The organism is Trichormus sp. NMC-1 (assembly GCF_001858025.1).
Classification (GTDB): domain Bacteria; phylum Cyanobacteriota; class Cyanobacteriia; order Cyanobacteriales; family Nostocaceae; genus Anabaena.
In genome coordinates, this window is record NZ_LZQD01000001.1 from 337,767 (window position 1) to 351,673 (window position 13,907).

General features: G+C 41.9%; 10 protein-coding genes. 7 read left to right on the forward strand and 3 right to left on the reverse strand.

The window, feature by feature from the left end; genetic code table 11:
- Nucleotides 1-109: 109 nt before the first annotated feature.
- The 7 genes from A9Y75_RS01490 (at nt 110) to A9Y75_RS01520 (ending at nt 5,542) form a co-directional block, all read left to right on the forward strand.
- On the forward strand, nt 110-970 hold the full coding sequence (locus tag A9Y75_RS01490) for a phycobilisome linker polypeptide (RefSeq protein ID WP_071187569.1): 861 nt from the start codon (nt 110-112) through the stop codon (nt 968-970).
- A gap of 167 nt (nt 971-1,137) precedes the next feature.
- Entirely contained in the window at nt 1,138-1,383 is a 246-nt protein-coding gene (locus tag A9Y75_RS01495) for a phycobilisome linker polypeptide (RefSeq protein ID WP_071187573.1), read from the forward strand.
- Nucleotides 1,384-1,393: 10 nt separating this feature from the next.
- Nucleotides 1,394-2,224, forward strand: a complete 831-nt coding sequence (locus tag A9Y75_RS01500; protein WP_071187575.1) for a HEAT repeat domain-containing protein — start codon at nt 1,394-1,396, stop codon at nt 2,222-2,224.
- A gap of 62 nt (nt 2,225-2,286) precedes the next feature.
- A complete protein-coding gene (locus tag A9Y75_RS01505) occupies nt 2,287-2,895 on the forward strand; it encodes a HEAT repeat domain-containing protein (RefSeq protein ID WP_071187577.1) in 609 nt (202 codons plus the stop codon).
- A 110-nt stretch (nt 2,896-3,005) separates the two neighbouring features.
- Nucleotides 3,006-3,845 (forward strand): phycobilisome rod-core linker polypeptide, encoded by an 840-nt coding sequence (locus tag A9Y75_RS01510; RefSeq protein ID WP_071187579.1) that lies wholly within the window; start codon nt 3,006-3,008, stop codon nt 3,843-3,845.
- A 64-nt stretch (nt 3,846-3,909) separates the two neighbouring features.
- Nucleotides 3,910-4,653, forward strand: coding sequence for a phycobilisome rod-core linker polypeptide (locus tag A9Y75_RS01515; RefSeq protein WP_071187581.1), 744 nt, complete (start codon nt 3,910-3,912; stop codon nt 4,651-4,653).
- 127 nt (nt 4,654-4,780) lie between these two features.
- Nucleotides 4,781-5,542, forward strand: a complete 762-nt coding sequence (locus tag A9Y75_RS01520; RefSeq protein ID WP_071187583.1) for a phycobilisome rod-core linker polypeptide — start codon at nt 4,781-4,783, stop codon at nt 5,540-5,542.
- A 244-nt stretch (nt 5,543-5,786) separates the two neighbouring features.
- On the opposite strand, the gene A9Y75_RS01525 is transcribed toward A9Y75_RS01520, so the two are convergent.
- From A9Y75_RS01525 to A9Y75_RS01535, 3 genes are all read right to left on the reverse strand, one after another.
- Complete coding sequence (locus tag A9Y75_RS01525) at nt 5,787-7,577, reverse strand: AarF/ABC1/UbiB kinase family protein (protein ID WP_071187585.1); 1,791 nt, start codon at nt 7,575-7,577, stop codon at nt 5,787-5,789.
- Between the two features lie 278 nt (nt 7,578-7,855).
- The gene (locus A9Y75_RS01530) at nt 7,856-12,295 is read right to left on the reverse strand and encodes a LamG-like jellyroll fold domain-containing protein (protein ID WP_071187587.1); all 4,440 of its coding nucleotides are present in this window, start codon (nt 12,293-12,295) and stop codon (nt 7,856-7,858) included.
- 267 nt (nt 12,296-12,562) lie between these two features.
- A complete protein-coding gene (locus A9Y75_RS01535) occupies nt 12,563-13,846 on the reverse strand; it encodes a hypothetical protein (protein WP_071187589.1) in 1,284 nt (427 codons plus the stop codon).
- Nucleotides 13,847-13,907: the final 61 nt, after the last annotated feature.

Here is a 13,907-nt window from a genome sequence, read left to right on the forward strand (position 1 = left end):
CAGTTGGATCTGGCTCCGGGCATAGTTTTATGTAGGCATAAATAACAAGCTTTATTCAGCCAGCACTCGGTCATAAACACCGTAGAGCAAATAAAATAGGGGAAAAAAAATGGCAATTACAACAGCAGCATCCAGGCTGGGAACAGAGCCTTACAGCGAGGCACGTCGAGTTGAAATGCGCCCCAACGCCAGCCGTGAACAAGTCGAATTGGTAATCCACACCGTTTATCGACAAGTATTAGGAAATGACTATATATTGGCATCAGATCGACTGATCAGCGCCGAATCACTTTTGCGCGATGGCAACCTAACAGTGCGTGAGTTCGTGCGGAGTGTTGCTAAATCAGAACTCTACAAAGCCAAATTCTTTTATAACAGTTTCCAAACTCGGTTGATAGAACTCAACTATAAACATTTGTTGGGTCGCGCTCCCTATGATGAGTCTGAGGTGACATACCACTTAGACTTATACATTAACAAGGGTTACGACGCTGAAATTGACTCCTACATTGATTCTCCAGAGTATCAAAATAGCTTTGGAGACAATGTCGTTCCTTACTACCGTGGTTTTGATACTCAAGCAGGGCAGAACATCGCTGGCTTTAACCGGATGTTTAGATTATACCGGGGTTATGCTAATAGCGATACCGCTCAAGTTGAAGGAACTAGATCTCGGTTAGCACAGGAGTTGGCAAGTAATAAGTCTTCTTCAATTGTTGGCCCTTCAGGCAGCAACGATAACTGGGGTTTCCGTGCATCTGCGGATAATGCTCCTAAGCAGAATTTGGGTAACGCTGTAGGGCAATCAGATCGTGTTTACCGAGTCGAAGTAACAGGTATTCGCAGTCCAGGCTATCCCAGCGTGCGACGGAGTAGCACAGCATTTATCGTACCTTACGAACGACTGTCTGGCAAGATTCAGCAAATTCACAAGCAAGGCGGGAAAATCGTCAGCATCACATCAACGTAAGGTGAATTTTAGATTTTAGGTTTTAAATTTTGGATTGTACCCACGGACGAATTCGTGAGCTAGTGAATTTGAGATTATTTCAGTAGCAAAAAAATCTGAAATCGGCTTTTCTGAAATCTAAAATTGACTTTTTGTCGGCAAAATTCATCAAGAGGAGATTAGAAGCAATGTTCGGTCAAACCACACTTGGTGCTGGTAGCGTTTCTTCATCTGCAAGCCGAGTATTTCGTTACGAAGTAGTAGGCTTGCGCCAAAATCAAGAAACCGACAAAAATCAATTCAATATTCGTCGTAGTGGTAGCGTGTTCATCACCGTACCCTATAGCCGGATGAACGAAGAAATGCAGCGGATTACCCGTCTAGGTGGCAGAATCGTCAAGATTGAATCATTGACTTCAGCAGAGGAAAACTAACGCCCTGGCAATGATAGAACCCAGTGCAGAAGAATACTTGGTGGAAAACGGGATACAGTTAACACCAGAGATAGCAATCTCAAATCTGCAATCACCAGATTTGAGTCTCCGCTATTATGCTGCTTGGTGGTTGGGTAAGTTTCGGATCAGTCAGCCAGAAGTTGTAGATGCACTCATTGCCGCGTTAGAAGATGAAGCCGACAAAACAGAACTCGGTGGTTATCCCTTACGACGCAATGCAGCCCGAAGCTTAGGAAAATTGGGAAATGCCAAAGCTATACCAGCATTGATTCAGTGCTTAGAATGCTCTGATTTTTATGTCCGTGAAGCAGCAGCCCAATCGCTGGAAATGCTCCGCGCTTCAACAGCAATACCTGCACTGATGAAACTGCTTGATGGCGGTGTTTCTCAAGCTGTGCAAGTACCTGGCCGTCCTCATCTAGCCCAGCCTTATGAAGCAGTTTTAGAAGCCTTGGGAGCTATTGGTGCCACTGAGGCTATTTCCCTGATTCAGCCTTTTCTCAACCATCCGGTTCCACGAGTACAATGCTCTGCCGCAAGAGCTATGTACCAACTGACACAAGATACCAAGTATGGTGATCTGTTGGTGAAAATGTTGGCAACAGGTGATTTGAAATTGCGCCGTGTTGTTTTGGGGGACTTGGGGGCAATCGGGTATTTAGCAGCCGCAGATGCGATCGCACAATCTCAGGCAGAAAATAGCTTTAAACTTATTGCCCTCAAAGGATTGCTAGAGCATCAACTTCCAAATAAGTTCGATGATATTGGTATTTCTGATGAGGCCGTCAGAGTAATGAACCTGATGGATTCACTGTTGTAGTCAGTGGTAGGGGCGGGGTTTCCCCGCCTACAAAGTTGTTTTTTACTACTGACAAGTGACAAATGGATGAACTAATTCGTGCTGTCACTCTAGCGGAAACACCAGCTCAAATGGTGATAGCCGTGCAGAACCTAGTAGCAGCCAAAGATGCCGCAGCAATTCCCACCTTAATTGCTGTTTTTGGTTATAACAACCCAGGGGCAGCAGCGGTGGCAGTAGCTGGATTGACCGAATTGGGGGATATAGCAGTACCACAATTGCTAGAGCAGATAGATGATTATAACTATGGCGCACGGGCTTATTCGATTCGCACTTTAGCAGCGATCGCAGATCCCCGTGCAATAGACGTATTAATCACAGTTGCTACTACTGACTTTGCGCCTAGTGTTCGCCGTGCAGCTGCTAAAGGACTCGGAAACTTACACTGGCATAAGTTAGATGTTCCCGAAAGTCAAACAGCCATCAACCGCGCCTTAGATACACTGCTGTTAATCTCCCAAGACACAGACTGGTCAATTCGTTATGCTGCCGTTGTCGGTTTACAAGCTTTAGCGAAAATAGCCGATGTGAGACAGTCTATTTTGACTAAACTCCCAGAAATGTTGGCTAATGATGACGAAAAGGCAGTCCGCGCCCGCGTTCAGTTGGCTTATACCAATTGTGGATTTTAGATTTGGGATGAATAGGCTTTTTCCAGAATCTCAAAAAATACTAACTATACCAACTTGGTATTACCATCAATAGACTGCTTTATTTAGCATAAAAAAAGGTAAAAGTAAAGATGTCAATACCACTGCTAAAATATTCACCCTCCTCGCAAAACCAGCGGGTAGATGGCTACGAAGTTGCCAACGAAGATACTCCAACTATTTACTGCTTGAATACTGCCACCTCAGATGCAGATATTGACAGCATCATCTGGGCAGCATATCGGCAGATTTTCAGCGAACACCTAATTTTAAAGAGCAATCGCCAAAGCTTTTTAGAATCGCAAATGCGAAACCGGGCAATTAACGTTCGGGATTTTATTCGGGGTTTAGGTAAGTCAGAAGTATTCCGTACTCAAGTAGCAGACCTCAACTCTAACTATCGCTTAGTAGATATCATCTTAAAGCGGTTTTTAGGCAGGGCTGCCTACAACAAAGACGAAGAAATTGCTTGGTCAATTGTGATTGGGACAAAAGGCTTACATGGCTTCATCGATGCTTTGTTAGACTCTGACGAGTACCTGGAAAACTTTGGTGATGACATTGTACCGTTCCAACGTCGCCGCTTTGGAGAACGCCCCTTTAACTTAGTCAATCCCCGCTACGATGGCTACTGGCGCGATCAACAAAATATTCGCTACATGGGTGGTCGTTCCTTCTACAGCGCTCGCACTTCCGGATCTCTCACCACAGAAGATATTCGGCGGGCAATTCCTGCTAACTTCATGGCAATGGCAGGAAACATTATCCTGACTGAACGTAACTATCAGCGCACAATTGCCTCGGTTACTTCCCAAATCAAAACCCTGGAAATTCCCGAAACCACCCGCGAAATAGGTACAGAGCAACCAACTATCAAACCTGTAGCAGTTGCCTTACCCTATCGTTACATACCAGGAACCCAGAGGAATTAGGTTATTCGTCGTTAGTCATTACTAAAAGTAACTGACAACTTACCAATCACAACACCCCTGAAATATGGCAATACCTTTACTAGAATATAAACCCAGTTCACAAAACCAGCGTGTTGCTGGTTACGAAGTTCCCAACGATGACACCCCCAGAATTTACCGCATAGAAGACTATGCTACCGGTGGCGAAGTTGAAGAATTAATTTGGGCGGCTTATCGGCAATTGTTCAGCGAACACGTCATCCTGAAATTCTACCGTCAAATTAATTTAGAATCTCAGGTGAAGAATAAAGCCATCACCGTGCGGGACTTAATCCGGGGTTTGGCTAAGTCTGAGGCTTTCCAAAGTTTGGTAATTCAGACCAACTCCAACTATCGCTTGGTTGAACTTGGCCTCAAGCGGTTGTTAGGACGCGCGCCTTACAATAAAGATGAAGAAATTGCTTGGTCAATCAAAATTGCTACCGTTGGTTGGGGTGGTTTTGTTGATGCTTTGCTAGATTCTGAAGAGTATCTCAGCAGCTTTGGTGAAAATATTGTTCCCTACCAACGGCGACGCTATAAAGATAGACCTTTTAATTTGGTCACACCCCGCTATGCTAACTACTGGCGCGACAAGCTAGAAGATGCCCGCTACAAGCCAGGAAGTATCCAAGACTTCTTCAAAATGGCTAATTCTATCAGCATTAGAACTGTCACCAACACACCAGTTAGTACTGCGAACATTACAATTCCTGATACCAGCAGGGAAACTAAGCCCCAAGGTATTCCGGTTTCCGTCAGTCCCAGCGCTAATTTTCCAGTGCGTTAAATCTGGGAAAGAAATAGGTGTGTAACCTAATGCGGGAAAATAGATAAAGCGTGAATGAGGAATCTGAGCAATCAAGCCTCTTTCAGTTTTCAAAGTTTAATTTCTTAATTAAGAGGAATAACGCAGCATGGCACTGCCATTACTTCAATACAAACCAACCACTCAAAATCACCGCGTTAGCAGTTTTGGTGTTGCTGACCAAAATGAAGATACTCCATATATCTACCGTGTAGAAGATGTGAGTTCTTACACGGACATCCAAAGCATCATTTGGGCGGGTTATCGCCAAATTTTCAGCGAACATGAAATTCTCAAGTTTAACCGTCAAAAAACTCTAGAATCTCAGCTGAAAAATGGCTCTCTCTCCGTGCGGGACTTCATCCGGGGTTTAGCTAAATCTGAGGCTTTCTATCGTTTAGTTGTCTCCGTTAATAACAACTATCGTCTAGTAGATATCACCCTCAAGCGCCTTTTGGGTCGTTCTGCTTACAACAAAGCTGAAGAAATTGCTTGGTCAATTGTCATTGGTACAAAAGGTTTTAGCGGCTTTGTTGATGCTTTATTAGACAGCGAAGAGTACACCAACAGCTTTGGCGACAACACTATCCCTTACCAACGCAAGCGTGGAGAAGGTCGTCCCTACAACTTAGTGACACCTCGCTACGGTGAAGACTTCCAAGAAACAGCAGGTACAGTCACAACCGACTGGCGCTTTACTTTGGAAAAATACTACACCCGCAAGGCTAAGGAAAAACGACTGGCAGAAGGCGATCCTGGCAAATATGCGGATATGGCTGCGTCACTTTCTAACAAGGGTAATTACGCACAAAAGCTATCTGCATTTGACATTGATTACCTGAATGCAGTTCCTTATCGTGGTAGACGCTAAGAATTGGTAGTTTGCTAAAATTCTATACTGGGTCTGGTTTTTGCGTTGATGTAATGATGGGTTTGCAGGTTTTCTGTTACTTAGAAGTTATGTTAAGTGAAAGCTAGACCCAGTGGTTTTTTGTAGGGTATCAATTTCTGCCTGAATATTCAAACGGGCTGATGGTTCAGCCACTTCTAACATGTTTTAGTAGGTGAGGCCACTAGCATAAAATTCAACCCCTCAAAACTTTTCAAATAGCCTCTTAGATTTGGAAGATATGCATTAATATCCGCCTTCCTAATTGATTAAGTATTTCCTGTACTAAACGCTGGGCTTCTGGTTGCAAAACCAGTTGAGATAATTCATTGATAGAGATAAAGTCTAAAGGGTTAATGAGTAACAATTTACCTATAAATTGCTGAATATTCTGCCAACTGTTATTTAGTCTCGTCGTGTTAGGGAAAGGAGTAATTATTGCTCTCGTCCACATCATGACCTCCTCGAAAGTTTCTTTTGAGAGATTTTCTACCTTGGTAACAACTTCATTAACTAGAACATGACGTAATGGATCTCCTTGAGGAGAGTATAAAAACTCTAACATTCGCTCTGATGTCAGGTAGAGGTTAAAATCATCACTTTGAGAAATATTATTTAATAAATCTGACGCTAGATCCCATTGAATAGTCTTGTTGTTCAAACAGAAATTGTTGAGAGCATCCCATAACACAGGCGATCGATTGGTTAATACCCATTGTGCAATATAGGGATACCCGACTTTGTAAGCCTGAAAATCGGGATTAAATTTGAGAGCTATTCCTTCTATGGTGGCAAAGCATCTAAAAACCAACACGTAGAATTTAGGAATTTGCCAGGAATATTCGTAAATTAAACTTAATAGCTTCTCAAACATTTGCTTGAAGCCCAATTCAGCGATACTAGTTTCCCGAATATTGCCAAACATCTCAGTCAGTTTGGGAATTAAGGGAACTAAGTCAGTTCCTGGGGGTAGAAATTCCAATAAAACAAGGTCTTCAGCAAGGGCTGGAAAATCACCAGTCACCAAATGTAAAAAGAAGATAATCAACAAGTCACGCGTCTCTGGTTCAACTTCGCTCATCATGCCAAAGTCCAGGTACGCTAATTTCCCATCTGGGGTTACTAGTACATTACCAGGGTGAGGATCGGCATGAAAAAACCCGCCTTTGAGGAGTTGTTGTAAAGCAAATTTAAATTCTAAAGAAATTAAATCAGCAGGGTCTAATCCTTGGCCGCGAATCACTTCAGTTGAGGTGATTTTTGCGCCATTGACCCACTCCATTGTCAGGACTCGACTCGTGGTGTACGTTGAGTAGATGCGTGGCACATAAATTTGCGGCAAATCACCGTAGAGTTGGGCAAATTTCTGGGCATTTAAACCTTCTTGGACATAGTCCATCTCTTTAAAGATACTATTAGCAAGTTCATCGGTCAAAGCTCTAATATTGGTGTGGATAAATGAAATATTTTTTTGTACCCAAGTTGATAATTGCTGTAGTAAGTAAATATCTAGAACAAGGATATCGATAATTCCAGGTCGTTGCACCTTGACAGCGACGATTTCACCTGTTTTGAGTTTTCCCTTGTAAACTTGTCCTAAAGAAGCAGCAGCTACAGGTTCGGGATTCAGTTCGGCATAGATTTGGTCATAGGGACATCCGAGTTCTTCTTCTATTACCTTATAAGCTTGGTCATTAGAGAAGGGGGGCAATCGGTCTTGCAGACTTGCGAGTTCGTCCACATAAATAGGTGGTATGAGATCGGGACGACAAGAAAGTACTTGTCCCAATTTGATGAATGTAGGACCTAACTGAATCAGCTTCTGCACTAAGATTTTGGCTCTTAGCTGCTGATTTCGTAGCAAGCGCCCAGTTAGCCAGTCCCATACCAGGAGAATACCGAACCAGAAAAACGAATTTAAAATAGTCAAGCGACGTGACCAAAGTTTCCCAGGCGGCTGGCTATGGTTGGCAATAGCGGCAAGATTATCTGGTAATGGTACTGTACTATGTTTCATTTTTAAGTATAAAATTCATAAGAGTAGTATAAGGTAACAAACAAAGAAGTCCACCACCAAAATATACTAATTTGGTAGTGGAAGAAATGCGACTCTGGTAGCGAAGACTGCAAGAATTCCAAAAATATGGGAGGAATTAGAGCAAATTTTTTTGTCCAATCCCTCATTCCTAGTCTCGTTTACTTGATGATAGTTATATCTTCATCAATCTTGACGCTGCTGGTATTTTTATTACCATTTAAGTCGCTGATTTTTTGAGCGGGATCGACATCTCTTCTCTATTCCTCTCGTAGCAGTTCGAGCAGAAAAGGACGTGCAATATCCTTAAGGGGACGAGCCAACTGATCCCAAAATTGTTTCTGCTCCGTCAATAATTGAAGATAAGTTTCGGGGCTGTGCGGCATGGGAACGGTAAAAGGGATAGTTAAAAGTCCGGGAATCGAGATAGACGCGCTTTGACCACCGGGTCCGGCAACTGCAATGGGTTCGCCTCCGTTAGCATACTTGCCCAGGAAAAGATTCCCTATTTGTAGTCCTTCAGGAGCGATCGCAGAGATAGGGAAGGGAGGATCGTAAGGATATGTGGGAACTATATCCAAAGCATTTTCGATACGATAACAAAGTTCTGCTCCTATTTGCTGGTTGTAGAAATCTATAAATGCTTGATTGCCAATTTTAGGTGATGCGATCGCATAAACTTTGATCAGGAATCCCCCAGCGTCAGCAGAACCGAACCAACGTCGTAGCGATAAACCAACGACTTGGCACAAGGCTGCACCCAAGCTGAAACCAGTTACCCATACCTCTATGGGTTCAGTTAACGGTGATAGCTTAGATAAAAGCTGTTCCTCAAGAAATTGTAAAATTTGCTCCAGTTCTTCATCGTTATCAATTTCACCGTCGGCAAGGACTTTCGCAACTAAATCTTGAGCTTGTTGCTCAAACTCTGTTCCCAGTCGGATTGATCCCACATCAGCTAAAGCCGTAATACAGGCAAATTTTCGTAGGGGAGGTAACTGATGGATCTGCCGGAAATCTGAGGGTTTTAGCTCACCCCGCAGAGTCTTAAAGAAGTATTGAATTTCATCAGCCACCGCCTCACAGGCCAGATGAATCCCTTGCACGACTTTTGCCCCTGGGACAGTCACAGCGCCGTAATTAATCAGTTTCCAATCGAAATCAGAAATTATATTATCTAGGCTGACAACGCTATCTTTAGTACCAAAGGATGTGCCTCTTAAGGAAATTGCGTACTGATGAGCAACTGCCGATTGCGTATTTTTGAGAATTAATCCCCGAATATTTGTGGCATCATTACGGATGGTGTGAACTAACTCCCATCCCTGATTCTTATAGGTAGCCTTATAAAATTTCTTTAGCTCTTCATCGTCTACACTGTCATCATCATACTCGAAAAAATCAAATGCATATTTAGAAAGAGTTGTCATCAGGATAGCTTCATCAAAACTAAAGCCTTTACGCAACTTCAAGACTGGTTGACTGAGTTGTTGATTTTCTGGCGTAACTAAGGATTCCGGCGGTTGTACTAGTTCAGCTGGTTGTTGATTTTCTGGCGTAACTAAGGATTCCGGCGGTTGTACTGGTTCAGCTGGTTGTTGATTTTCCGGGATAACTGAGGATTCAGTCGGTTGTACTGGCTCAGTTGGTTGCTGATTTTCCGGAATAGATGTCGGTTGGCAATAAATTCCTAAGCGCACTAACAAATCCTGGGGGCCGCCATGAGAACCAAAGAAGCCAATAATTTCTTGCCCTTCAGGAGCTTCTAAAACGAAAGGTTCGACTTCTGTTCTTCCGCTTTCTCCGCCAAAAATTGGAGATTTAATGCCTTGTTTGGTTTCAAATTGGATGGTGATAATTTCTTCTTTGGGATATCCTGGTGCTTGCCGTCCCCAAGTTCCACTTATTTTAGTAAGATAATCTCCTGGTTGTATAGAGACTTCTTTTCTATTGCCGCCACCACTTCCAACTATTGCTGTAAGATAAGTTTGTGCAGGAGTAGAGGCGATATTTTCGTATTCTACTTGCAGTCTAGTAATTGCCCAAGCCACATTCATAGAAACGCTTTTTAAGCGTAATTTTGGGGCTGTATCTTCAGGTAACAATTCAAAATCTGTCCCTGATATTGAGCCACCTTTAGTACCGATTTTAAGAAACTTAGATACTGGCGGCTGAGTTGCTACTTCAACATTTCCTTTAACCCTTAATGAGTAAGTGCGATTGCTTGAATTTGAAAATGCTGTAGAGTTAGCACCTGATCCTGTAAATAAAAATTTTCCACTTAAGTTACCGATAGCCCACGCCTGGCTATTTTCTTTAAAGAAACTGACACATCCTGCTTGTGGATGGTATATTCCCACAAAGTCACCTTTGTTGACTTTAATAGATCCAGAAAGTGAAAATTGGTTTAGTCCAACAACAGGAGTTTTAATTTCACTTTTACCGACAACTGACCAGATATCTACCTCTTTTCTATATATAATAAGTTGTACAGGTAAGGTGTTTTCTGCCCAAATTTCCCACTCAGTTAATTCACCATTGCCATTTACAGGATTGTTTGTATCTACCAAGTAAAAATTGGAGGCTGAATCTGCAATTCCATATTTAGTTGGAGTATTACCACCTGTAATTACATTACTCTCATTTTCACTAGATGTTACATCTTTAATTGGCAGTTCTTCTTGCTGCCAAACAGCACCATTAATAGTGCCATTATTACCGTTACCTGTCTTGTCAGTAACGACATTACCCGAACCTTCATTTAAGGGCAAATAAGCAACTAAACCCTCCTCCTTTCCTGTCAGACGCTGATTCATCTTTGCCTGAATTTCTGTCCCTGTAAGGGCTTTATTCCACACACCAACTTCTGCAATTTGACCAGGATAAAAATATTGCGGATTTGCTTCGGTGAAACCAGCACCGATTCGCAGAGGGCATCGAGTATTTAGTGTGTAAACTACATTTTTGCTGCCAACTTCTGTTCCATTGACATAAAGTTTCAGTTGTTTGCCATCAAAGGTACTTGTTATGTGAGTCCAAGTATTAAGAATTACGTCTGAACCAGCAACAATTTCCCAAGCCTGTGTATTATTACCAACCCAAGCTTGCCACTTATTATTATCTCCTGCGTAGATAATATAACCTTTTGATAAAGGACTGGCATCACGGCAGGTAATCACAGAACGAAAGCTTCCTTGCCCTCCAGAAACTTTTACCCAAGCGGAAACAGTCAATACATTAGCATTAAGGGATTGACTGTAAGGAACTTCTACATAATCATCCTTACCATCAAACATTAAAACTGGTTGCATAGTTTTCAATATTTCCTCATTGTTTGTAATTGCTTGAATTGGTAGTTCTTCTTGTTGCCAAATAGCACCATTAATTTTGCCGTGATTAGCGTTGCTGGTTTTGTCATTAGCATCTCCAGCCAAAGGATAATAACCGACTAATCCTGGCTCATTTCCCCTCAGACGGGAGTTCATATTTTGCTGAATTTCTTCTGGAGTGCGAGCAATATTCCAAATCCTAAATTCTGTCAAATAGCCTTTCCAATAGTAAGAATTATTAGAAAAACAACCGATTATAAATTTATCAATTCCTGCTAGAGATTTTTTTTGTCCCTCACCTTGATGCCAGATTTCCGCATTGCGATAAATTAACATTTTTCCGGTGGCAACATCTTTGATAAAAGCCCAATGTGTCCACACATTATATTTTTCTATTTTAACCTCTTTGTTAATACGATCATAGCTACCATTCGCATCACCAGCATCCCAAAATATCTGTCCAACCCAAGGTAGATGAACATTAGCTAGACGATTTCCTTGAGCATTACTAGCATTAAAAATATTGGTTGTTTGTCCGAGATTATTTTCTCCTTTTGCCCAAAATTCGATGGTTATTGCCTTATCAATTGTGGGAAAACCTTTAGGAAGGGTAATATTATCATCTATGCCATCAAAGAATAAGACAGAATCGTTTGTATCTACTTCACCAGATATTGCTGCTTGAATTGGTAGTTCTTCTTGTTGCCAAATAGCACCATTAATTTTGCTGTGATTAGCGTTGCTGGTTTTGTCATTAGCATCTCCAGCCAAAGGATAATAACCGACTAATCCTGGCTCATTTCCCCTCAGACGGGAGTTCATATTTTGCTGAATTTCTTCTGGAGTGCGAGCAATATTCCACAAACGAAGATCAGCAATTTGACCTGCGAAAAAACGTCGACCTCCTCCTCCTTTACTGATAGAAGTACCTGCTGCTACATATAGAGGAGAACTATTTTTTGTAGATTGAATTGTTGTATCTTGGGTTTGGCTTTGTTCAATACCATCAACATACAAGGACAGTTGGGAGTCTTTTTTAACAAAAGCTACATGATGAAATTTTTCGTCATTAACCAATATTTTCGAGGAAACAGAAGGATTTTTTCCATCATAGCGAGAGCTATAAATTGTTCCCTTGGTAGAACTATAACGAATAGCATAGGGAAAAGCACTTCCTTGCCATTTTTCAATAATATTAACATCAAAAATCGTACTAGATCCCGGTTCAATTGTGCCAACTTTTAACCAGAGTTCGAGGCAGAAATTTTGATTTTGATCAAAGTTAATAGTTTTTTGGTTGGGAATAACTAGGTAATCATCCTGTCCATCAAATGCTAAAACAGATTGGTTGGAAATCAGATTATTTGACATAATGCTCGTTACCTAAATGCTTGTTGAATAAGTATAGAAATTGAATCTAAGTGTCACAGAGATTGAAAAATCAAGAGTTGGTTGATTAGTTTTGAAATTTATACAGTTATTTATGGTGAAAAAGTAAGAGTTTTAGACATCTGTAGTCAATGATCTTGCATTTGTTTGCACAGAAAAGTCTGTAAACCTCGGAGACTGGAAGAATTCCCAAAACATGGGAGGAATTAGAGCAAATTTTTTGTTCTAATCCCTCATCCCCAATGCCTTTTACTTGATGATAGTTATATCTTCATCACTATTGACGCTGCTGGTATTTACATCTTTTTTCTGTTCATCATCCAGCAGTTCGATCAGAAAAGGACGTAAAACATCCTTAACGGGACGAGCCAACTCATTCCAATATTTTTTCTGATCCCCCAATAATTCAATATATGTTTCCGGGCTGTGTGGAAAGGGAACGCTAAAGGGGATGCTGAAAAGTCCGCCAAAGGATATAGACGCGCTTTGACCACTACCGAATCCCGTCACTGTAATCGCTTCGCCACCGTTAACATACTCACCAAGGAAAATATTCCCTATTTGTAGTCCTTCAGGAGCGATCGCAGAGATCGGCAGGGGAGGATTTAGGGGAATAGTTGGAATGTTATCCAACGTATTTTCGATGCGATAGCTCAGTTCTGCTCCTATTTGCTGGTTGTAGAAATCTACAAACGCTTGATTCCCAATTTTACAGGCTGCGATCGCATAAACTTTGATCAGCAATCCCCCAGATGCAGCAGAACCGAACCAGCGTCGCAAAGCCAGCGCCGCCAGTTCAGACATCGAGCCACCCAAACTGTGGCCTGTTGACCATACCTCTATCGGTTCTGTTAAGGGTGATTGCTTAGATACAAGCTCCTCTTCTACAAATTGAAAAATTTTCTCTAGTTCTTCATCGTTATCCACTTCACCGTCAGCAAGCACTTTCGCAATTAAATCTTGAGTTTGTTTGTCAAACTCTGTACCAAGTAGAATTGCTCCCGCATCTATCATAGCCGTGATGCAGGCAAATTTTCGCAGGGGTGGTAAATCATGGAGATACCGTAAATCTGCTGATTTTAACTCGCCCCGCAGAGTTCTGAAGAAGCATTGAATTTCATCAGCCACTGACTCAAAGGCCAGATGAAACCCGCGCACGACTTTTGCACGTTGGACAGACAAAGAGCCGTAATCTATCAGTTTCCAATCTACATCAGAAACTACATTATCCAGGTTGACGGCTCCTTTATCAATACCTGCTGAACCTCGGAAGGCAATTGCGTACTGATGTGCCACTCCTGATTGCGTATTTTTGAGAATTAGTCCCCGAGTATTGACCTGGTCGTTACGGATGGTGTGGACTAACTGCCATCCCTGATTTTTATAAAGAGCCTGGTAAACTGTCTTTAGCTCTACATCGTCAACACTGCCATCGTCGTACTGGAAAACATCATAGGCATACTTAGACAGAGTTGTCATGAGGATGGCTTCATCAAAACTAAAGCCTTTACGCAACTTCAACGATGTAGTCATTGTGAGGTCTCCATTTTATGAATTTAAATGAGAATCGGGTATAAACTAGAACTGCACTAGT